General features: G+C 45.5%; 25 protein-coding genes. 3 read left to right on the forward strand and 22 right to left on the reverse strand.

Annotated elements, in window-relative coordinates:
* Nucleotides 1-22: 22 nt before the first annotated feature.
* The 6 genes from ICW23_RS12755 to ICW23_RS12780 form a co-directional block, all read right to left on the reverse strand.
* Nucleotides 23-589: a TetR/AcrR family transcriptional regulator gene (locus ICW23_RS12755; RefSeq protein ID WP_016938851.1), complete on the reverse strand. Its 567-nt coding sequence runs from the start codon at nucleotides 587-589 to the stop codon at nucleotides 23-25.
* 205 nt (nucleotides 590-794) lie between these two features.
* The gene (locus tag ICW23_RS12760; RefSeq protein WP_016938850.1) at nucleotides 795-1,334 is read right to left on the reverse strand and encodes a class I SAM-dependent methyltransferase; all 540 of its coding nucleotides are present in this window, start codon (nucleotides 1,332-1,334) and stop codon (nucleotides 795-797) included.
* A gap of 171 nt (nucleotides 1,335-1,505) precedes the next feature.
* Nucleotides 1,506-1,661 carry a hypothetical protein gene (locus tag ICW23_RS12765; protein WP_162829238.1) on the reverse strand — a complete coding sequence of 52 codons (156 nt, stop codon included), beginning with the start codon at nucleotides 1,659-1,661 and terminating at the stop codon, nucleotides 1,506-1,508.
* 173 nt (nucleotides 1,662-1,834) lie between these two features.
* Nucleotides 1,835-1,975 carry a YrzI family small protein gene (locus ICW23_RS12770; RefSeq protein ID WP_016938849.1) on the reverse strand — a complete coding sequence of 47 codons (141 nt, stop codon included), beginning with the start codon at nucleotides 1,973-1,975 and terminating at the stop codon, nucleotides 1,835-1,837.
* A gap of 390 nt (nucleotides 1,976-2,365) precedes the next feature.
* On the reverse strand, nucleotides 2,366-3,166 hold the full coding sequence (locus ICW23_RS12775; protein ID WP_029575364.1) for a formate/nitrite transporter family protein: 801 nt from the start codon (nucleotides 3,164-3,166) through the stop codon (nucleotides 2,366-2,368).
* 264 nt (nucleotides 3,167-3,430) lie between these two features.
* A complete protein-coding gene (locus ICW23_RS12780) occupies nucleotides 3,431-3,799 on the reverse strand; it encodes a Na-translocating system protein MpsC family protein (RefSeq protein ID WP_016938847.1) in 369 nt (122 codons plus the stop codon).
* 305 nt (nucleotides 3,800-4,104) lie between these two features.
* On the opposite strand from ICW23_RS12780, the gene fdhF reads away from it, so the two are divergent.
* Nucleotides 4,105-7,047, forward strand: coding sequence for a formate dehydrogenase subunit alpha (fdhF, locus tag ICW23_RS12785; RefSeq protein WP_188154588.1), 2,943 nt, complete (start codon nucleotides 4,105-4,107; stop codon nucleotides 7,045-7,047).
* 17 nt (nucleotides 7,048-7,064) lie between these two features.
* Nucleotides 7,065-7,556, forward strand: a complete 492-nt coding sequence (locus ICW23_RS12790) for a helical membrane plugin domain-containing protein (protein WP_016938845.1) — start codon at nucleotides 7,065-7,067, stop codon at nucleotides 7,554-7,556.
* A gap of 38 nt (nucleotides 7,557-7,594) precedes the next feature.
* Here the strand turns inward: ICW23_RS12790 and ICW23_RS12795 are convergent, their stop codons facing one another.
* The 5 genes from ICW23_RS12795 to ICW23_RS12815 all read right to left on the reverse strand — a co-directional run bounded on the left by ICW23_RS12795 (nucleotide 7,595) and on the right by ICW23_RS12815 (nucleotide 11,380).
* The gene (locus tag ICW23_RS12795; protein WP_188154589.1) at nucleotides 7,595-7,825 is read right to left on the reverse strand and encodes a YrhC family protein; all 231 of its coding nucleotides are present in this window, start codon (nucleotides 7,823-7,825) and stop codon (nucleotides 7,595-7,597) included.
* Between the two features lie 83 nt (nucleotides 7,826-7,908).
* On the reverse strand, nucleotides 7,909-9,051 hold the full coding sequence (locus ICW23_RS12800; protein WP_188154590.1) for a bifunctional cystathionine gamma-lyase/homocysteine desulfhydrase: 1,143 nt from the start codon (nucleotides 9,049-9,051) through the stop codon (nucleotides 7,909-7,911).
* A gap of 1 nt (nucleotide 9,052) precedes the next feature.
* Nucleotides 9,053-9,976 carry an O-acetylserine dependent cystathionine beta-synthase gene (locus ICW23_RS12805; RefSeq protein WP_045926785.1) on the reverse strand — a complete coding sequence of 308 codons (924 nt, stop codon included), beginning with the start codon at nucleotides 9,974-9,976 and terminating at the stop codon, nucleotides 9,053-9,055.
* A 46-nt stretch (nucleotides 9,977-10,022) separates the two neighbouring features.
* Nucleotides 10,023-10,718 carry a 5'-methylthioadenosine/S-adenosylhomocysteine nucleosidase gene (mtnN, locus tag ICW23_RS12810; protein ID WP_003152774.1) on the reverse strand — a complete coding sequence of 232 codons (696 nt, stop codon included), beginning with the start codon at nucleotides 10,716-10,718 and terminating at the stop codon, nucleotides 10,023-10,025.
* 20 nt (nucleotides 10,719-10,738) lie between these two features.
* Nucleotides 10,739-11,380: a class I SAM-dependent methyltransferase gene (locus ICW23_RS12815; protein ID WP_016938841.1), complete on the reverse strand. Its 642-nt coding sequence runs from the start codon at nucleotides 11,378-11,380 to the stop codon at nucleotides 10,739-10,741.
* A 183-nt stretch (nucleotides 11,381-11,563) separates the two neighbouring features.
* Between ICW23_RS12815 and ICW23_RS12820 the strand changes: the two genes are divergently transcribed.
* Nucleotides 11,564-11,767: a YrzA family protein gene (locus ICW23_RS12820; RefSeq protein WP_003152771.1), complete on the forward strand. Its 204-nt coding sequence runs from the start codon at nucleotides 11,564-11,566 to the stop codon at nucleotides 11,765-11,767.
* 39 nt (nucleotides 11,768-11,806) lie between these two features.
* On the opposite strand, the gene ICW23_RS12825 is transcribed toward ICW23_RS12820, so the two are convergent.
* From ICW23_RS12825 to ICW23_RS12875, 11 genes are all read right to left on the reverse strand, one after another.
* On the reverse strand, nucleotides 11,807-12,502 hold the full coding sequence (locus ICW23_RS12825) for a YrrS family protein (protein ID WP_047475564.1): 696 nt from the start codon (nucleotides 12,500-12,502) through the stop codon (nucleotides 11,807-11,809).
* Between the two features lie 63 nt (nucleotides 12,503-12,565).
* A complete protein-coding gene (locus ICW23_RS12830) occupies nucleotides 12,566-14,320 on the reverse strand; it encodes a peptidoglycan D,D-transpeptidase FtsI family protein (protein WP_188154591.1) in 1,755 nt (584 codons plus the stop codon).
* A gap of 52 nt (nucleotides 14,321-14,372) precedes the next feature.
* Nucleotides 14,373-14,846 carry a transcription elongation factor GreA gene (gene greA, locus ICW23_RS12835; RefSeq protein ID WP_014470754.1) on the reverse strand — a complete coding sequence of 158 codons (474 nt, stop codon included), beginning with the start codon at nucleotides 14,844-14,846 and terminating at the stop codon, nucleotides 14,373-14,375.
* 253 nt (nucleotides 14,847-15,099) lie between these two features.
* Nucleotides 15,100-15,735: a uridine kinase gene (gene udk / locus ICW23_RS12840; protein WP_016938838.1), complete on the reverse strand. Its 636-nt coding sequence runs from the start codon at nucleotides 15,733-15,735 to the stop codon at nucleotides 15,100-15,102.
* Between the two features lie 5 nt (nucleotides 15,736-15,740).
* The gene (locus ICW23_RS12845; protein WP_016938837.1) at nucleotides 15,741-17,009 is read right to left on the reverse strand and encodes a peptidase U32 family protein; all 1,269 of its coding nucleotides are present in this window, start codon (nucleotides 17,007-17,009) and stop codon (nucleotides 15,741-15,743) included.
* A 17-nt stretch (nucleotides 17,010-17,026) separates the two neighbouring features.
* Nucleotides 17,027-17,956 (reverse strand): peptidase U32 family protein, encoded by a 930-nt coding sequence (locus ICW23_RS12850; RefSeq protein WP_188154592.1) that lies wholly within the window; start codon nucleotides 17,954-17,956, stop codon nucleotides 17,027-17,029.
* Nucleotides 17,957-17,962: 6 nt separating this feature from the next.
* Nucleotides 17,963-18,616 carry an O-methyltransferase gene (locus ICW23_RS12855; RefSeq protein ID WP_188154593.1) on the reverse strand — a complete coding sequence of 218 codons (654 nt, stop codon included), beginning with the start codon at nucleotides 18,614-18,616 and terminating at the stop codon, nucleotides 17,963-17,965.
* Nucleotides 18,617-18,766: 150 nt separating this feature from the next.
* A complete protein-coding gene (gene mltG / locus ICW23_RS12860) occupies nucleotides 18,767-19,858 on the reverse strand; it encodes an endolytic transglycosylase MltG (RefSeq protein WP_188154594.1) in 1,092 nt (363 codons plus the stop codon).
* Between the two features lie 110 nt (nucleotides 19,859-19,968).
* The gene (locus ICW23_RS12865) at nucleotides 19,969-20,250 is read right to left on the reverse strand and encodes a DUF1292 domain-containing protein (protein WP_003152751.1); all 282 of its coding nucleotides are present in this window, start codon (nucleotides 20,248-20,250) and stop codon (nucleotides 19,969-19,971) included.
* A 12-nt stretch (nucleotides 20,251-20,262) separates the two neighbouring features.
* Nucleotides 20,263-20,679 carry a Holliday junction resolvase RuvX gene (ruvX, locus tag ICW23_RS12870; RefSeq protein WP_016938833.1) on the reverse strand — a complete coding sequence of 139 codons (417 nt, stop codon included), beginning with the start codon at nucleotides 20,677-20,679 and terminating at the stop codon, nucleotides 20,263-20,265.
* A gap of 8 nt (nucleotides 20,680-20,687) precedes the next feature.
* Nucleotides 20,688-20,954 (reverse strand): IreB family regulatory phosphoprotein, encoded by a 267-nt coding sequence (locus tag ICW23_RS12875; protein ID WP_003152749.1) that lies wholly within the window; start codon nucleotides 20,952-20,954, stop codon nucleotides 20,688-20,690.
* Between the last annotated feature and the right edge of the window lie 60 nt (nucleotides 20,955-21,014).

The raw sequence follows: 21,014 nt of genomic DNA on the forward strand, positions 1-21,014 counted from the left end.
TCTTCCTTCCTTCGGCGAATAATTAATGAGTTCGGATGGCGTCCCAAGAACATTGCTCCAATTCTTTCAGAAACGGTTTTGTGATTTCAACGCTTCCCGTCCGGACAAGCTGATAGAGTTTGAGATATGCCCCCAGCAAAATCGCCATCAGCACATCGGACGGCAGATTCCGGAGCACGCCTTCAGACTTGCCGCGCTGAAAAAAGACGTCAAGCATCTGTGTGATTTCATCAAGAAGCTTACGGCTCGTTTCATTCAGAAAGTAGGCGTCCTTATTCGTTTCAAGAAAAAACAATGCATACTCGCTTTCCTTTGTAAAATCAATCAGGCAATAAAAAAGGTGATGGAACCCTTCTCTTACAGATATTTTCGAAAAATCAGTTTTGACTTTTTTCATAAAACGCTGCGCACTTTCCTGATACAGCACATTAACAAGCGTTTCTTTACTGTCAAAGTAACGGTAAATTGTGCCGGTTCCGACATCCGCCTGAGCGGCAATCATCGGGATCGTCGTTGCGTCAAATCCTCTCTCTGTAAACAAAGTAAGCGACGCTTTCATAATGAGTTCAACTTTGTTTGAAGCTGTCATCTAATCCCCCTTTTAAATACGGAATGAATATTCATTCCGTTTGTTCAAAATTTTTAATGTACGGTCATCTGATCATTATTGTATAAGAAAAAAACTTTTTTTAATATAAAACATGTGTGAAATAGCCAAAAATAAGGAAATATGCCCAAATTATAAAAAAGAGCTGCCATGACTTAAGCAGCTCTTTTATTTCCCAAGAAATATTCTATTTAATGGCAGTAATAAAATGGAATGCATCTCTGCTGACTACTGAAATGTCTCTGAAATGCTGATCACGCAGCACCTGAATTACATCATTTTCGCTCATTCGTGAAGGCTTCAAAACCATATAAAAGGACCCGTCAATTTGAAGCACGCGGTACACTTCTTTACATGCTGTCCGGTAATCGCTGACCGTTTCAGCAGTATGTAACGAGAAGACTTTATGAAAGCTGCGGTCGTCGAACGGAATGCTTTCAGGCCGCCCATGCTGAATGTTTCCGAGTCCGGCTTTTATGGCCGAACGGTTTGCGCGCTGTGTTTTCCGTATTTTACGTTTTGATGTTTCTATACTTTTAAGACTGCCCTTTTCAAGCTGTCCGATGATTTGTTTAAACATTGAGCCGTTTCCGGTTCCAATTTCCAGAATGCGGTCGTATTCCTGTATATCCATCATAATTTGCCGAATGACTGGTTGTGCCGGTTCTGATGTAGCAAAGTATTTCGCGCGCATTCGTTTTAATGCTGAAGATGTATGTTGCAACATTGTATAACACCCGCTTTTCTATTTCTGAGATTTATTATTCAGAAATAATATTACCTCCTATTAGTACGAGGTGCTAATTAGACGCACTTCTCTTCATAAATGTTTCGATTTAATTGAAATTTATATCAGTTTTCATAAAAAAAGACGGAAAACATAGGTTTTCCGCCTGCTCTAGTACCAATAATACGGTGTTATATATCTTGTCTGCCGGGAAAGCGCCGCCATTCTCTGACGGCGATACGGGTTGCCGTAGCCGTGTTTAAATGAATGGGGCATTGACGCATACCCGTGTCCGATAGATGGAATTTTGTTCTGTCCGCTCTGCATGCTATCACCCGCTTACCGATTTATCTTTCTTTACCATGGTATGCAGGCCGTCTGCGCGGTGACAGCAAAATTCCAGCTAAACCTGGTCCTTCTCCATTGTGTAATGATTCAGCAGTTCAATTCTGAACATGATGATCTCCTCCTTCTTCCCCATTTTGGCTCTTTTTGTTCACTCAGTTCATATAAAAATGTTTCATCTGGCGTTCTTTCGCTTCATTGTAAAACTCTTCGACCTGCTGTTCTCGTTCATATTCTTCAGCACTTTTAAAACGCTTTGAAATGGTCAGTGTCAAAAAGAAGAGATTAATGGTCATTATCGCTCACCCCCTTTCAATATCCGCACAGGCGAAAATAACCCGCAGCAAACTTCATATGCGCTGCGGGCAGACAAAATCCGCAGACAAAAGAAGCAGGTGCTTCTTTCCCTGCGGGGAGCTGCGAATGTCCTGATACTCCGAAATTAACGTGCTTGACAGGCAGAGGTTAAGGAAGGACACGAACTCTTCCACAGGCTGAATCGGTTCAATTTTCGGTTTTGCTTGCCGTTTAACGTTGTCATGTGACTCAACCTCCCTTTGCTTTTTTTCTTACTTTGTAAGTATATCCACCGTCTTCCAATTTGTAAACATTATTTTCAAGATTTGGACGGAAAATGTGCTGGAATTCCGCTTCAATTGTCCATGTTTTCCGGCATCTTTCTTACCTCAGGAAACTCTTTTCATCCCTTGTTTATTCTGTTCCTTTTTTGAATATGCAATAAAATAAATAAGGCCGACAAACACTGCGCCGCCGATCACATTCCCGATAAAAGCCGGAATGAGATTAAGAATCAGATCCCCCCATGAAAAAGAGCCTGCAAAAATCGCAGCCGGGATGATAAACATATTGGCGACAACGTGCTGAAAACCGATTGCGACAAACGCCATAATCGGAAACCATATACCCGCGATTTTACCGGCTCCGTCTTCTGCCCCGAAAGAAAGCCAGACGGCTAAACAGACAAGCCAGTTGCAGCCGATCGCCGACACAATGACTTTTCCAAACGGCATATCCAATTTGCCTTGTGCGACCGCAATCGTTTTTTCCAAATACGGCCCCGTTTCAGTTAATCCGACAACATGTCCGAAAAAGTAAGCGACAAACAGCGCGCCGACAAGATTCATTAACGTCACGATCATCCAATTTTTCACTAAAGAACCGGCGGATATTCTTCTGGAAAACAGCGCCATGGATACTGACATCATATTTCCCGTAATCAGCTCCGCGCCGGCAAGAACGACAAGCACCAGTCCGACGGGAAACACAGCCGCGCCGATCAAACTTGACAGGCTGCCCCATTCTTTCGGAAGATCTCCGATAACACGGATATCAAGCAAATAACCGAGTGCGATAAACGCTCCTCCTAAAAATCCTAATACGATCAGTGCTGAAAGCGGTGATTGCACCTTTTTTACCCCTGATTCGACCGCAAGCTCCGCTATTTCGTCCGGTTTACGAAAAGCCATCATTAAACCCCTCCATTATCAATTCATCCGGCAGTTTTCAAAAGGAACTTAATAAAAAAGGCAGCATTCAAACAGCCCGTCTGAAACGGGTGTGAATGCTGCCTAACTTGTATGCATACCCATACAACAATATCAAGCAGAATGAAAATGTTAGCTATAGAACATGTACAGCTCATGCACACATTCCATAAAAAATCGTCCTTAAGCCACTGCTGGCAGTTCATATCATATCAAATGTGACAATTTCGTGTCAATTGAATTTTTTCAGCTTTTGATTTCTTCACGGCGCTCTTCAATTGTTCGGTCAAATACAAATACAGACACCGCAATATTCTCTTCGATCTTGATGTCTGAAAACAGATGCACGAGTTTTGCCCCGATGAGCTCTTCCATTCCTTCAGGCGTTTGTTTGGAATACAGCTCCTGAATTAAGCTGGTCCGCGCCGCGTGAACCATTTCCCTTCCTTCAGGGGTGCGTGCGATAAACTGCTCACTTGCGCTTAAATTGCCGTAAAGCGTAGATACCGCCATGTTATCCACAAAAACGGTGTGAATTCGTTCCGGCCCTTTTCCAAATAATTCTTTGCGCAATTTCCGGATAATATCGTTAAATTCATGAATTTTTTTAGACATATTGTCCCCTCCGATTTCAGCCGATGAAAGACATTCCCGGTTCCCCTTTGCAGCATTTCACCTGGTTAAAGTTTTCCTTTCGTATTGTATTATAATAAATATCACCTTATAATAAAAGCAGTGAAGATGGATTCGTAATAGGAAACGTGTTATGAGTCTATCGTTTTATACAGATAGGATTGGTCTGTTAGTAAGACTTGCTAGTGAACTATTCCGCCATGCGTATTTATATCGATCTCCGGACAGGAGGCCGGTATCTATGTGCATGGCTTTTTTCGATTTTAAAAGATGGAGGGGAATTGGAAGTGACAGACGTTCAGTCTATCCGTGTCACAATCGACGGCACGGAGTATGAAGCACCAGAGGGGACTAAAATTTTAGATATTTTAAATCAAAACGGAATTGAGATTCCGCAAATATGCCATGTACCGGAAGTGGATCCGATTCAAACATGCGACACCTGTATTGTTGAAGTAAACGGAAAATTGCAGCGCTCTTGTTCCACTGCAGCAGAAAATGGAATGTCAATCTCGCTTACGTCGGGAAGGGTAAAAGAGGCTCAGACAGAGGCCATGGACCGCCTGCTCGAGAATCATCTGCTTTACTGCACAGTATGCGATAACAACAACGGAAACTGCACGCTGCATAATACAGCGGAAATGATGGGAATTGAGCACCAGAAATATCCGTATACGCCGAAAGACGATTCAAAGTGCGCGGTGGATATGTCTCACCCGTTTTACCGCTATGATCCGAATCAATGTATCGCCTGCGGCCAATGTGTGGAAGTGTGCCAAAACCTTCAGGTGAATGAGACCCTTTCCATTGATTGGGAGCGCGACCGCCCGCGGGTCATTTGGGACGAAGGCGTCGCCATTAATGAATCTTCCTGTGTCAGCTGCGGCCAGTGTGTCACTGTCTGCCCTTGTAACGCACTGATGGAAAAATCAATGCTTGGCCAGGCCGGATTTATGACCGGCATCAAAGAAGATGTCATGGAGCCGATGATTGATTTAGTCAAAAATGTGGAACCCGACTATACAAGCATCTTCGCCGTGTCAGAAGTGGAAGCGGCTATGCGCGATAAACGGACGAAAAAAACAAAAACAGTCTGCACGTTCTGCGGTGTCGGCTGCTCTTTTGAAGTATGGACAAAAGGACGTGACATCCTGAAAATTCAGCCTGTTTCCGATGCTCCGGTTAATGCGATTTCCACTTGTGTCAAAGGGAAATTCGGCTGGGACTTCGTGAATTCGGAAGAACGGATTACAAAACCGCTCATCCGGAAAAACGGCGCATTTGTTGAATCGTCATGGGAAGAAGCCCTTGATCTTGTCGCTTCAAGACTCGGTTCGATCAAGGCGGAGCACGGCAGCGGTTCTGTCGGTTTTATTTCTTCTTCTAAAATTACGAATGAAGACAACTACGTCATCCAAAAATTAGCGCGCCAAGTATTTGAAACCAACAACGTGGATAACTGCTCACGCTACTGCCAGTCACCGGCAACGGACGGCTTATTCCGCACCGTCGGTATGGGCGGAGACGCCGGCACAATTAAAGATATTGCAAAAGCGGGCCTCGTGCTCATCGTCGGCGCCAATCCGGCGGAAGGACATCCCGTTCTGGCCACACGCGTGAAACGCGCGCATAAACTGCACGGTCAAAAATTAATTGTTGCCGATCTGCGCAGAAATGAAATGGCTGAACGGTCCGACCTCTTTATCAGCCCGAAACAAGGGACTGACCAAGTATGGCTCATGGCAGTGACGAAATATATGATTGACCAGGGCTGGCACGATCAAGCGTTTATTGATGAGAATGTCAACTACTTTGAAGATTATAAAGAAACGCTGAAAAAGTATACATTAGAATATGCGGAGCGCATCACCGGACTTTCTCAGGATACGATCATCCGCATTGCCGAAATGATTCGTGATGCAGACGGCACTTGTGTTCTTTGGGGCATGGGCGTTACTCAAAATACAGGCGGCTCTGATACATCAGCGGCGATTTCCAATCTGCTGCTTGCCACAGGGAACTACCGCCGCCCGGGTGCCGGAGCTTATCCGCTGCGGGGACATAACAACGTTCAAGGCGCTTGCGATATGGGAACTCTCCCGGGCTGGCTTCCGGGATATCAGCATATTACCGATGATGCGGCCCGTGCTAAATTCGAAAAAGCTTACGGTGTCGAGATTGACGGCAAGCCGGGTCTTGATAATATTGAAATGCTCCATGCGATTGAAGAAGGAAAGATGAAGGCGATGTATCTTGTCGGTGAAGACATGGCGCTCGTCGATTCAAACGCCAACCATGTTCATGACATTTTATCCAGCCTTGATTTCTTTGTTGTGCAGGATATTTTCCTTTCAAGAACGGCGCAATACGCGGATGTCATCCTGCCTGCGGTTCCTTCTCTTGAAAAAGACGGAACATTTACAAATACAGAGCGGCGTGTGCAAAGATTGTATCAGGCGCTTCCGACGCTTGGTGATGCAAAACCGGACTGGTGGATTATTCAGGAAGTCGCCAACCGTTTAGGCGCTGATTGGAATTACACGCATCCAAGCGATATTTTCTCAGAAATGGCGAGCCTTTCTCCGCTGTTCGGAAAAGCCAGCTATGACGTACTTACCGGCTGGAACAGCTTCCTGTGGGGAAGCTTTACGGGAGAAAGCACTCCGCTTCTTTATGAAGACGGCTTTAACTTCCCTGACAAAAAAGCCCGTTTTGCCCTTAGCGATTGGGTGGAGCCTGCCGTATTCCCTGAAGAATATGACTTGCACATTAATAACGGGCGGATGCTTGAACATTTCCACGAAGGAAATATGACAAACAAATCGAAAGGCATTCAGTCTAAAGTGCCGGACGTATTTGTTGAAGTATCGCCGGAGCTCGCGGCTGAACGCGGAATTTGCGACGGAACAATGATCCGCCTCGTCTCTCCTTTTGGAGCGGTTAAATTGAACGCGCTTGTAACAGACCGCGTCCGCGCAAATGAGCTTTATCTGCCGATGAACTCTACAGATAAAGATTCGGCGATTAATTTCCTGACCGGGCCAGCGTATGATTCACGGACACATACGCCTGCCTATAAGCAGACAAAAGTCCGCATGGAAGTGCTCGGTTCCTGTGATACTCCGCCGCTTCCGAACACGAATCCGCGGAACAAAAAACGTCATCCGCAAAATGGTGTGGAAGCTCAGCGAAAATGGAACCGTCCGGGCTATGTGCACTTAACTGATTAAGGAAAGGAGGAAGCATTATGGCAAGCCCAATTACTGAAATTCAAAAAGAAACGAAAACGGAGGAACAGCTGAAAGCAGAAAAGCTGGAAGAGCTGAAGACGCTTCTCGCAGAAAATGAAGAAGCCGTCGCAAAAACGATGTCTATTATGGCGGAGCTGAATGGCTTGGGCATTTTTGATGCCGCCGGCTATATGCTCCAGGCGAAAGAGGAAATTGCCAAAATCGCGCTCGGACAGATTTCCCGGGAACCTGTCACAAATCTCCTGAATACGATGATGGCAGCGGGAGGCGCGCTGTCAAAAGCTGATCCTGAATTTATGGGCAGACTTTTAGAGAGCGTCATGGCCGGAACGGATCAGGCGCAAAGCTTTTTAAAAGAAGACCGGAAAGTCAGTATGTTTGAACTGATGAAAGCCGCCGGTGATCCCGATATTAACCGCGCGCTCGGCTTCGGTCTGCAGTTTTTAAAAGGAATGGGAAAAGAATTACGAGAAACGCCGTCTGAGTAAGCAACGAAAAAGCCATTGTCTTTTGACAATGGCTTTTTTTATTCCTCGGCTTCTTCCAGCCTCTTTTTATAAATAAGTGAACGGTCAACGCAGAAATAAGCGCCCGCTAAAAATACACAATCCGTTACAAACATCAGCATTTTCTGGCCCGAAGTCAGCCCTTGTCCGGGAAGAACCGCGCCGATATAAATGAAGGTGCTGACTGCAAGCAGAATAAATGCGTAATGCTTAAAATCTTCTATTAATGATTTCAGTCTTTTCTTCTCCATATAAGGTCACCTGCCAGTTTTATAGTCTAACAACATTATAATATAAGCTGGCAGCCGACAGAGAATGTAAATCTATCCAATCTTTATAAAAGTGAATCAAGCGCCTGTTTCACATCCGCCGTTAAATCCTCAGTATCCTCAATACCGACTGAGATCCGGACGAGCCCGTCAGTTATGCCAAGTGCAAGCCGGCGGTCGCGCGGGATTGAAGCATGCGTCATTCTGGACGGCACGGAGATTAAGCTTTCAACCGCTCCTAAGCTTTCCGCGATCGTAAACAGGTTCAATTTTTCTAAAAATGCGTCGACGCGTTCGCTGCTGCCGATATCAAAGGAAATCATTCCTCCGAAACCGGAGCTTTGCGCTTTTGTCAGCTCATGGCCCGGATGCTTCGCTGATCCCGGATAGTAGAGCGTCTGAACGGCATCATGCGCTTCAAGCAGCTCGGCGATTTTTCCGGCGCTGTGATTGATGGCATCCATTCTGAGTCCCAGTGTTTTAATGCCTCTCATTAAAAGCCATGAATCCTGCGGTCCTAAAACGCCGCCTGTTGAGTTTTGCACGTAATGAAGCTTTTCACCGAGCTCTTTATCAGCCGTCACGACTAAGCCGCCGACGACATCGCTGTGGCCGCCGAGATATTTTGTCGCGCTGTGCAGCACGATGTCAGCGCCGAAGCTGAGCGGCTGCTGGAAATACGGCGTGTAAAACGTATTATCGACGATAAGCAATATGCCCGCTTCTTTTGCGATGTCAGACATCAGTTTGAGGTCAGTCACTTTCAAAAGCGGGTTTGTCGGCGTTTCGATATAAATCGCTTTCGTATTCGGACGGATGGCTTTTTGGACTTTTTCTTTGCTGCTCGTATCGACAAAGTCCGCTTCAATGCCGAAGCGGTTCAGCACACCTGTCATCACCCGGTAAGTGCCGCCGTATACATCATCCGTCAAAATAACATGATCGCCGCTGTCAAACAGCATCATGACGGCTGTAATCGCAGCCATACCAGAACCGAATGCATATCCCGCCGCGCCGCCTTCAAGCTCCGTAATTAAACTTTCAAGAGCCGTCCGCGTCGGATTGGCCGTTCTTGAATATTCATAGCCCGTGTGCTCGCCCGCTTTCGGCTGCTGGTACGTGCTTACTTGATAAATAGGTACGGAAACAGCTCCGGTCTTTTCATCTCCCGTAATTCCTCCATGCACCATCAGCGTTTTTTTCTTCATCTTACTGACCTCCTTGGAAAATGTTTTTGCTTATATAACGATCGCTGCCGTCTGGGAAAATGGTGACGATATTTGAGCCGGCGGGCGCTTTTTTCGCTTCTTCCAGCGCCGCATATAGAGCCGCCCCTGATGAGCTTCCGATTAAAAGGCCTTCTTTCTCGGCCGCTTCTCTGACAAATGAAAACGCCTTATCGTCTTCCACCGTGTAAATGGCGTCAAAATGGCTCTCGTCCATATAATCCGGGATAAACTCCATACCGATGCCTTCCGTTTTATGGGCATGCGGTTCTCCGCCGTTCAGGATGGAGCCTTCCGGTTCAACGATCACCGTTTTGACGGCAGGATTTTTTTCTTTTAAATAAGCTGCCGTGCCGGCAAAAGTCCCGCCGGAACCCGCTCCGGCGACAAAGGTGTGGATATTGCCGCCGAGCGCGTTCCAAATTTCGGGACCGAGTTTTTTATAGTAAGTCAATGGATTTACTCGGTTTTTAAATTGCAGAACGGCATAAGAATTATTAATCTCTCTCTCCAGCTCAAGCGCTTTTCGGATGGCTCCCTGCATGCCTTCTTCTCTCGGCGTATGCACAATCTCCGCTCCGAGCGCTTTCATAATCTGCTGCTTTTCTCTGCTGAAATGCTCCGGGACGCAAAAAACGGCGCGAAGCCGGTGCTTTCTGGCGCACAGAGCGAGTCCGATTCCGGTGTTCCCGGCTGTCGCTTCAATGATAACGCCGCCCGGTTTCACCTTGCCCGTGTGAAGCGCATCTTCAATGAGCATCTCGCCCAGCCTGTCTTTAATGCTGCCGCCCGGATTCATCATCTCAAGCTTAGCATAAACCGCTGTTCCCTCCGGTATATCAAAATGCTTGAGACGGAGCAGCGGTGTATGTCCGATCAGTTCTGTAATATCTGTTATCACGTTCAATATTGTGTCCTCCCCCTGAAAGCGGGGGAGAACGAGAATCCCCCGCTTAGTGAATTCGTTTGATGACATTCAGGACAAGTTCAGTTGAATGAACGGCTGCCTGTTCTAAAAATTTATCAAATGAAACGTCAGATTCTTTTCCGGCAATATCAGATAGAGCTCTGATGACAACAAAAGGCGTTTTGAACTGGTGGCACACCTGTGCGACAGCTGCAGCTTCCATCTCAACCGCGTACAAATCCGCAAACTTGGCGCGTACGTCTTCAACCCGCTTCGGATCATTCATAAAAGAATCTCCAGTAGCGATTGTGCCTTTTGCGACTTGAATGCCGTTCAGTTCAGAAACCGCTTCCTCGGTAATGCTGATCAGCTTTTCATCAGCCTTGTATGCTGCCGGAAGACCCGGCACCTGTCCGTATTCATAGTCAAACGCCGTCACGTCCACGTCATGATGGCGGACATCTGTTGAGATGACGACGTCTCCTACATTCAATGTATGATGAAATCCGCCCGCTGAGCCTGTGTTAATCACATAATCAGGTTTGAAACGGTCAAGCAGAAGCGTCGTGCTGATCGCCGCGTTGACTTTTCCGATGCCTGATTTCAGCAAGATAACTTCGACGCCTTCATAGCTTCCCGTCGTAAACTCACAGTGAGCGATCATTTCTTGTTTTGCGTCTTTCAGTTTGCTTCTTAAAATCGTAACTTCTTCTTCCATTGCTCCGATGACTGCCAGTTTCATTTATACACAATCCCTTCGATTTACCGTTTAATCGCCTCCATTATCCAGACAAAGTCGTTTTGCTGCGTAAATCTTGCGGCAAATCCCTCAGCTGAAAAGATGTTTTTCATTGTCCCGAGTGTCGGATAATGTTCCGTCTTTAAATCGTCCGCTAATTGGTGATAGCCGTTTCGGTTTGCTTTTCTGACGGCTTCCCCGTATGCTTCATGATCTTTAAAGACGGTATCGGCAAACACTATTTTATCATGCTTCTGAAGGATTGTGCCATATTGCTTTACAGCCGCTTGCTTTTCTTCATCGGTTAAATGATGAAATGCGTACGAGCTGACGATGGTATCTATTTGGAAAGGCGGAGCGGGAAACTCCAGAAAATCCCCGTCACTGAACACAGCTCTGTCAGAAAGCTTGTCAGCTGCCAGTTTTCTCATTGACGGAGACGGTTCTACACCAAACACTTTTTTGTTCGCGGCGGCTAATTTCGCCGTTAAATTCCCTGTGCCCGGTCCGAACTCTAAAACGTTAGAACCCGAAAGTGCGACGATGCTGTCAAGAATATTGTCATACCCTTTAAAAACATCAGCATATTGTTCGTCAGCTCCGTGCACCGTGGCGTCATAAGTCGCTGCCCAATCTTCAAATAAAGGAATAAATTCACGGCCCATATTTTTCACTCTCCATAATTTATAATTCCTATGAGTATAGTATGGATTAATCATGGAACAGTTCCTATCCTATCACAAAAAAGAGCGAAAGGGTACTAAAATACTTTGGGATTATTGCGCAATTACAGCAGAAAGGCTTATACTTTCATTGACTCAGAAGAAAAATCAGGAGGATCTATACTGATGAATTTTCAATTGGATTTAATAAAAGATAAAGTAGAATTTTTTGAAGCGGCATCTTTGCAGGAGCTGGAAAAGAAAATAAACGTACAGATTGAAAACAACCAGGCGATTATGCTTCGCGTCCGTTCTGTATCCCATCAGGTGACGGCCGTTGACGGCAGAATCCTTTACAGCGCGTCGGTGCATTTTTCAGCTGACGTATGACAGAAAAAAGCAGCTGAAGAATCAGCTGCTTTTTTGCGGTTATTTTAAGGTTTCTACTTTTGTCGGCTTCCAGCCTTTTTTGTCTTCCCAAGTGATGGTGACCTGATACTTTTTGCCGTTCGTTTTGTCTAAAACTTTACCCTTCGCATCTTGCGGGCTTCCATTGTTTCCGAGCCACAGCACTGTCATGTGATCTTTTGACACGCCGGTTGCGTAAGAGATAGCGTCAAGCATTTCGGACCAGTCTTCAGAGCTCGAGTCATACGTCGCCGCATGTTCTCCCGTCTGCTTTGTGCCGACTGGTTTCCATTTTGAGTTAACAATTGTTTTATCGACATCGCTGGATGAGCCGCCCTCTGTTATTTTTGCTCCTTTAAAAGGGTCGCTTGAATCAGAGGCTTTTTTGCTGTCATCACTTTTTGATGAATCATCGGCTTTTTTGCTGTCAGAGTCTGAAGATGAATCGGATTTGTCCTTATCCTGTTTATCTTTTTTGTCATCGTCTGAGGCCGTATCTTTTTTGCTGTCTTTTATGTCCTCATCTGAGGTCTGCTTCGTCTTGCCTGATGCAGGGGTTTCCTGCTTCTGGCTCACGTCGCTGGACGGACTGTTGATGAAGAGGCTGACTGCAACGACGACAATAAGAATAGATACGATAGCAATTAAAATGTTAAGCACTAAATTTGCTTTTCTGCGCTTATCACGGTTTTCAAAACGAGATTGTTTATTGCTCAATCATTCTGCACTCCTTTATCCCTCTTGCTCAGCATATATTTTAACATGGGCTGAGCGGTTGTTCTATGTCTGATTTGTTTCATTTTCATGTACCTTTTTAACAATATCATAAAACACTGTATTTGTCAGAGCCTTATCTCCCGGCGTGTCCATGTGCAGCACAACGAGAGCGTATTTCGGCTTGTCCGCGGGAAAGTATCCCGCAAACCATTTGTTGTAAAGCGTCTGTTTATCTTTTGTAAACATTCCCGTCTGGGCCGTTCCGGATTTTCCCGCCACCGCATACGGCAGATCCTGAAATCTCCTGCCGGTTCCTTTCGGTGAAGTGACGACTTCTCTGAGAATTTTTTGAAGCTGCTGGGCCGTATATTTATCGATCGTTTTCCCCTTTAACGGCTGATCTTTGAATGACGCCATCGTCGTTCCGTTTTTGTATTCGATTTTGTCCGCGATTTTGACTTGTTTTTTTTCGCCGCCGCGCGCGATCGTCGCCATCATATTGGCGACTTCAAGCGGGGTGGCTTTCACGTTTTTCTGTCCGATCGCCGTCTGGGCTACTGCTCTTTTGACGGTTTTGTCTTTGGCATCTCCCCAAATGACACCGCTTTTTTCATTATACAGCTGCCTGAATCCGTCTTCCCGGTACAGCTTGCCTTCCCAGCCCGCCCGCTGTGTGAGACCGAGTTTTTCCGCCATGTTTTCAATAGCGGAGTCATCTTTTTTGACCAATTTTTCCGCAAGACTTGTAAACGTATAATTGCAGCTTTGGGCAAAGCTTTCTCCAAAATTGAGCGTGCCTTTGTCGTCACCCGGCTCTCCGTACAGGTTGAGACTGCAGTTAAAGGATGTGCCCGGCTTCACTTCATTTTGTTCAATTGCGGCTGCGGCGACCACCGTTTTAAACACAGATCCCGGATAAATCGGCGTCAGCATGTAATTTTGCAGTGTCTGCTGCTTTGACATGTCGGCGTCAGGCTTTGATACCATTCCGAGCACACTGCTTTTTTCAATGTCTAAAAGGACGGCTCCCCCCTTTTTTAACCCGCGGTCTTTCAATACATCTTCCATTGCTTTTTGAATATTGCGGTCGATGGAGGTTTTGACTTGCAGCGGATAAAACGCGTTTGCTTCAGCCGTATATTTGACGTCCATTCCGAATAAAGGGTTTCCCCTTCCGTCGACATGATACAAAAGTTTTGTGTCCTGATCCGCCAGCAAAAACTCATCAAACGTCCGTTCCATCCCGCTTGTCCCGATTTTTGCCGTGATCGGCAGTTCCTTACGGCCGGGATATTTCTTTTTCAAAAGCTCCGGGTCCTGATTTGTCGCGCCCAACAGATGAGCGGCTATGTTTGTTTCTTTGCTGTCTTTCATATATACGCCGTAAATGCCCGGATATTTCAAAGAATTGATATTTGACACGGATTGTTTCGTCAGATGTTTTATTTTTCTGCTGTTTAGGATCACTGGTTTTTTCGCTTCCGTGAGAAGCTGCCCGAGCTCATCCTGTTTCATCCCGAGAATGGCGGATACCCGGTCAATCGGCCAATCCTGCGTCACGAGAAAGGGAAACAGAACGACGGCAGGCTGCTTTTTTCCGGTCAGCTCTTTGCCGTTCCGATCAAGAAAAGAGCCGCGTCCGTCTGAAATAAGGACTTCTTCAGTCCGCTGCTTGACGCTTTCCTGAATCAGATTAATATTAGATTTTGAAAAAGATTCTGTAAAAAACAGCTGAATTTCAGCCAGCCTGGCAAGCAAAAAGAAAAACACGAGCAGAAAACAAATCACGGCCGTTTTCAGCCTTTTTGATACGATCATAAAAAACACCTCATCCATATTTTGGACGAGGTGTTTCATTGTTAAACGGATCTTATGAAATTTTCACAATTTTCACGAGCATTTCTCCGCCCGGCGTCTGAACAGTAACTTCTTCGTCCACTTTTCTGCCGAGCAGGCTTTTGGCAATCGGCGAGTCGTTTGAGATTTTCCCTTCAAACGGATCAGCTTCAGCGCTTCCGACGATCGTGTAAGATTCTTCTTCACCGTCAGGCAATTCGATGAATGATACAGTTTTTCCCAAACCGACAACATTTGAACCGCCGTCGTCCTCGATGATTTTCGCATTGCGGATCATATTTTCAAGCGTCGTGATGCGCCCTTCCACAAATGCCTGTTCTTCTTTTGCAGAATCATACTCAGAGTTCTCTGACAGATCTCCGAAGCTTCTTGCGATTTTGATGCGTTCTACTACTTCTTTACGTTTAACCGTTTTCAATTGCTCTAATTCTTGTTCAAGTTTTTGTTTTCCTTCTTGAGTCATTGGAAAAACTTTTTCTTGTGCCATGTTCCTTCACTCCTTGGTGGTTGTCCCTCAACAATAACGTGTGATTATGTATGAGAGCATAAACGAAAAAATCAAGAATGAGAACACAGGGCAGTCCTCGTTCTTCTCTCCCATATAGGTACTGTTTATCTTAAACTGAATGTGTGTTTTCTGCAAATGTTTCGGTTTATAAACAGGGAAAGAAGGGAACTGTCTCATTCCCTTCCAGCCTATACATAATATGGTCTGAGTTATTTATGTCTATGCTATGGTATTACAAAATTGCATTTTGTTCAAGGATCGTTTGAATCTTCGTGACCATCAGATCAATCGCGACGTGGTTTTGGCCGCCTTCCGGAATAATGATGTCCGCGTAGCGTTTCGTCGGTTCAACAAACTGATTGTGCATCGGTCTGACGACGGATACATACTGCTCAATGACAGAATCAATAGAACGGCCTCTTTCGTTAATATCTCTCATAATCCGTCTGATGATACGGAGATCCGCGTCCGTGTCGACATAAAGTTTTATGTCCATGAGGTCGCGAAGCCTTTTATCTTCAAGAACGAGAATGCCTTCCAAAATAATGACATCCTTCGGCTCAACCGGAATGGTTTCCTCAGAACGCGTATGGAGTTTATAATCATAAATCGGCTTTTCTATCGGCCGGTAATTCAAAAGCTCTTGAATATGCTCGATTAAATAGTCATTATCAAATGCGAGCGGATGATCATAGTTTGTGTTGAGCCTTTCTTCAAACGGAAGATGGCTTTGGTCTTTATAATAAAGGTCTTGCTGGATCATTAAAATCGAGTGTCCTTTAAACTGTTCGTATATGGAACGGGTGACGCTTGTTTTTCCTGATCCGGAACCTCCGGCGATGCCTATAACTACAGGACTCTTACCCATTGGGATTACTTCCCCTTTCTCATCATGTTGCTCGGATAAATCTTTTTGTCTACTTTAAATGTAACGATTTGCAGGGGATGGCGGGCAGCATCAAGCTCGTTTCCGTCTTCGTCCCAAATAGTGCCGATGGTGAATGTGAAATTGTCAATTTCAGGACCGAAAAATTCAACTTCGTCACCTTGTTTAAAGAAATTGCGCTGCTGGAGCGTCACCATTTGAGTTTCCTCGTTATATGCGAGCACGAGACCGGCAAAATCAAATGTTGTTTTCTTTCCGTGTTCGCCGAACATCTGCTCCTCAAAACCGGGCGTGCCTTCAAAGAAAGCAGGCGCGGTATCCCGGTTTGCACATTTGTCCAGCTCATCCAGCCATTCTTTTTGAATGACAAAGTTTTCAGGATCAGCGCAGTATGCGTCGATGACTTTGCGATACACGCTGACAACCGTCGCAACGTAATGAATCGATTTCATCCGGCCTTCAATTTTTAGACTGTCGATACCCATCTCGATCATTTGCGGTATGGATTCAATCAATTTTAAATCTTTCGGGCTCATCGCAAACGGAGCGTCTTCTTCGTCATAGAGCGCGACCGCGTTTGCACCGTCTGTCTGATACAGGTCATAATCCCAGCGGCACGACTGACAGCAGCCGCCGCGGTTGGAATCACGGGCCGTCATGTGATTGCTCAGCACGCAGCGGCCTGAATAAGCGATACACATGGCGCCATGGATAAAGGTTTCGATTTCAATATCCACCTTTTCCTTCATTTCTTTAATTTCCAGTCCGCTCGTTTCACGGGCAAGCACCACACGGTCAAGACCTTCTTCTTTCCAGAACTGCACCGCTTTCCAGTTGGAAAGGGACTGCTGTGTGCTGAGATGAATCTCTACGTCCGGGGCGACTCTCCGGCATGTTTCAATAATCAGCGGATCAGCGACGATAATTCCGGCAACTTTTGCGTCTCCTAACGCTTTTAAGTATTCTTCCAGACCGTCCATATTTTCATTATGAGCGAAAATGTTTGTTGTCACATATATTTTCGCCCCGTATTTTTTGGCAAATTCTACGCCCTCTGCAATTTCTTCTATAGAAAAGTTATCCGCATTAGAGCGGAGCCCGTATTCCTGTCCTCCGATAAAAACCGCGTCCGCTCCGTAGTGAACGGCAATTTTTAATTTTTCAAGGTTTCCTGCCGGAGCAAGAAGTTCAGGTTTTTTCGTAATGACGCGTTTTCCGTTTACGACTTTGGAAATGGTTTGATTTACGGCTGTCATCCGTTGCACCCTCCTTTTTAATAGACCGTTTCTTTAAAGAAGAATCCTGTGTCGATGCTTCTGTTCACAGGCTGAATGCTTTCAATCCGCTCTATCCAGCTCTCTTTTTTCTCTTCGTATGTCTCGCGGCTTTCGATGCACAAATCGATTGCCTCTCTGTACATGCGTGTCACTTCGGTTAAGTATTCAGGAGACTTCAACACTCCGTCGATTTTGAAAGAATCAATGCCGGCGTCTATCAGATCCTCTAATTCATCAATCATGCACACATCGTTCGGACTCATGATGTGCGTGCCGTTTTCGTCTTCAAAAATCGGGTATTTATTGCCCCGTTCTTTGTCATGCAGAAACATGCCCGCTTCTTTTTTCTTCTGTTCGATGTCCATGACTTTTCCTTGGTATTCGAAGTAATGGCCCACTAATGAACGCTTAGATTGGAACATGCACGTCATACCGTGGATTTGAATTTCAATTTCCACTTCGGCGTTTTCTTTTATGTCAATGACGCTGTCCATATTTAATTCTTTAGCCAGCACTGCGCGCCGTGCGCCTTTGCGTCCCCAGTAATTGCAGGAATAGTAGTTGGTTCCCGTTGTTTCCGTGCTCCAGTGCAGTTTGAGCCCGGGAGCCGCTTCACGCGCCGCCATTAAAACGGCCGGATCACCGAAAACAGCCGCATCCACGCCGGCTTCCTGCAAAAAGGCAAGATAGCCGTTCAGCTCGTCCACTTTTTCGTTGTGAAAAATAGCATTGACGGCAGCGTACACTTTCGCGCCTTGTTGATGAGCTGTTTTTACGGCTTCTTTAATATCTTCTCTTGAAAATTCCCCGGCCAGTCTCAGGCCGTATCTTTGTTCTCCGACTAACAGCGCCGTTGCCCCCGCTTGAATGAGCGGAAGAATATCCTGTACGGAAGTCGGAGTCACCAAAAGTTCAGGTTTTTTCATGATCATTCACCTCTTCTTTTTACTGATGGCGATGCCGTCTCCGACCGGCAGTATGACCGTTTGATAGTCAGGCCGGTTCATCAGCCATTGGTTATATTGATCAATTTTTTCAACAAGCTTCCGTCTTCTTTTCGGCTCAATTTCCGAGTGATCTTGTGCCACCAGCCCTTTAAACAGAACATTGTCTGTGAAAATGACCCCATCCGGCGCAAGCATCGGTTCATAGAGCTCAAAAAAGTTCGTGTACTGGCCTTTTGCCGCATCGATAAAAATGGCATCATAAGGAGCCGTGACACGGACAGACTCAGAAAGTTCAAGCGCATCCCCGTGCATTACGTGAATCCGATTTTCCATTTCAAAGTCTTTTATATTGCTCACAGCTTCTTCATAGCGTTTGTCGTCCCGTTCAATCGTGTAAATATTCGCATCCGGAAGTTCAAGCGCCATCCGTATAGCCGAATATCCGATTGCCGTGCCGATTTCCAAGATGTTTTTCGCCTGTTGAATCGACAGCATTTGAAGCAGCACTTCAATGCCTGCTTCTTCCATAATCGGAACATGGTGCTCTTTTGCATAGGCTTCAAGCTTTTTCACTTTATCAGGCCGAGGCTTCAGCATCGCGTTTATATACTCGTTTATTTGTTCATACCGATCATTCACGGCAAACAGCCTCCGTTCTAAAAAGGAGTGCCCCTGACGAATCCGCGGGGACACTCTCTTAAGACACTTCTTTATCCATAAGTAAACAACCCGATATATTTTATCATAAAACCTTTCAGAATGGAATAAAAGGAGAGCTTTTGCCCTCCTTTATTCACTGTCTTTTTTGGAAATATACTTTTCCTTCGCTTTATTATGATCTTTTAATGTTTTCGTGAATACGACCTCACCGTTTGATTTTGCCAGGAAATAGAGATAATCCGTTTTGTCAGGGTTAAGAGCCGCTTCCCACGATGAATCCCCGGCGTTTGCAATCGGTCCCGGCGGCAGCCCCTTATGTTTATACGTGTTAAACGGCGAATCAATTTTCAGGTCTTTGTAGAAGACCCGGCTCTTATGCCTTCCGGCCGCATATAATACCGTCGGGTCAGTCTGCAGCGGCATTTTTTCTGCAAGTCTGTTGTAAAAGACGCTTGCGATTTTGTGACGGTCGGCTTTGGCGGTGGCTTCCTCTTCGATAAGCGATGCCATCGTCAGCGCGTTATGGACAGAAAGTTTCTTTTTTTCCAGTTCAGATTTATATGTTTCGATACGGGTGTTTGTTTCCTGAATCATTGCCGTCAAAATCTTATCAAGCGATGCATCCGGATCATTAAACGGATATGTGGCCGGATATAAATAGCCTTCGAGCGGATGCTTAAGCTTCTTGTTTGAAAGAGAGTCCGTTATTGTATCAGGAAACTGTTTTTTCAGTTTGTCGATAAATGTTTTGTCGTCCAGTTTTGCCATGATCTCTTCTTTAGAATATGATGTTTCTTTTGCGATCGCGTCGGCAATCTGTGTCAGCTGTTTTCCTTCGGGAACGGTGATCTGAAAGGCATACCCCGCAGATCCCGCGGTCAGTTTTTTGATAATCGCATCCGCGTCCATTCCTTTATTCAGATGGTAAAATCCCGCCTGAAATCCGGAAGCGCCTTTATACTTCACATACAGCTGGAATGCTTTTTTGCTTTTGATGACATGCTGATCCTCAAGAATTCCGGCGATTGCCGAAACCGAAGAACCGCTCGGAATATTAATATTGACTGTCGTTTTGCTGCCTTTGTCAACCGGGGACAGCAGAGATTTTCCATAGAAAAAAGCACCGCAAATGATGATGATCAGAGCGATCACGGAGGACAGTATTATCGTCGTTTTTTTGTTTTTGCGCAGAAATGAATTTTTAGTCTGATTGATATTCATACAAGTATTTTCCTCCCAACAGCTCTTATACTACATGATTCGCGGGCATTCGGCAATTTATTACAAAAAAAGCCGAAGCGGCATATGCGCTCCGGCTTTTTCTGTTCATTTTATTCTTCGTCTTCTTCCGCTAAAAACGTATTCAGCGTTTCTTCGATCATTTCCCACTCTTCATCCGTTTCAATCGGCATGAGTTCGCCGTCTTCGCCGTTTTCGTTCGGCTCGAAGCTTGAAGCGTGAATTTCGATTTCATCATCGTCTTGAGCATCAATCGGATAATAAAGAACGTAAGATTTGTTGAATGTGTCGTTTTCAAATGTAAACAGCACTTCGCAAAGCTGTTCGTTGCCTTGATCATCGACAATTGTAATGTGTTTTTCGCCGTGTTCCATTTCTTTCACCTCTTAGTTTAAACTGTCCAGATATCCTTGAAGGATCATGACAGCCGCCATTTTATCAATGACTTTTTTTCGTTTTTGCCTGCTGACGTCAGCCGCGATCAGCATTTTTTCAGCCGCCATCGTCGTCAGACGCTCGTCCCACAGCACAACAGGGACATTGTACGCTGTTTCAAGCAGTTTCGCAAATGTTTGGCTGGCTTCGCCTCTCGGACCGATCGTCCCGTTCATGTTTTTCGGAAAACCGAGTACGACCTTCTCTACATTATAGTCTTTCATCAGCTCGGATAAACGGTCCAGACCGTAATCTCCTTCAGCTTCGTTTATTTTTATCGTCTCAATGCCCTGAGCGGTCCAGCCCATCTCATCGCTTAAAGCGACGCCGAGTGTTTTCGTTCCCAGATCAAGTCCCAATATTCTCATGAGTGTATTTACGCCTCTTTATGCTGTTCTAGATAGGATTTTACCAATTCCTCAATTAATTCGTCACGTTCCAGTTTGCGAATTAAGTTCCGGGCGTCGCGATGCCTAGGAATGTATGCAGGGTCTCCAGACAGCAAGTATCCGACAATCTGGTTGATAGGATTGTACCCCTTTTCCTGAAGCGCATCATATACTGTAATCAGCACTTCTTCGACGTTTGTTTCAGCAGAATCATCGGAGAAATTAAATTTCATCGTTTTATCAAACGAGCTCACCGTTTTGCACCTCTTTCCCAAATTCGCAGGCAAAGTTCAGCCTGAGGTCCTCATCTTATC

The sequence above is a fragment of the Bacillus sp. 1021 genome (assembly GCF_014534735.1).
GTDB classification, from domain to species: Bacteria; Bacillota; Bacilli; order Bacillales; family Bacillaceae; genus Bacillus; species Bacillus siamensis.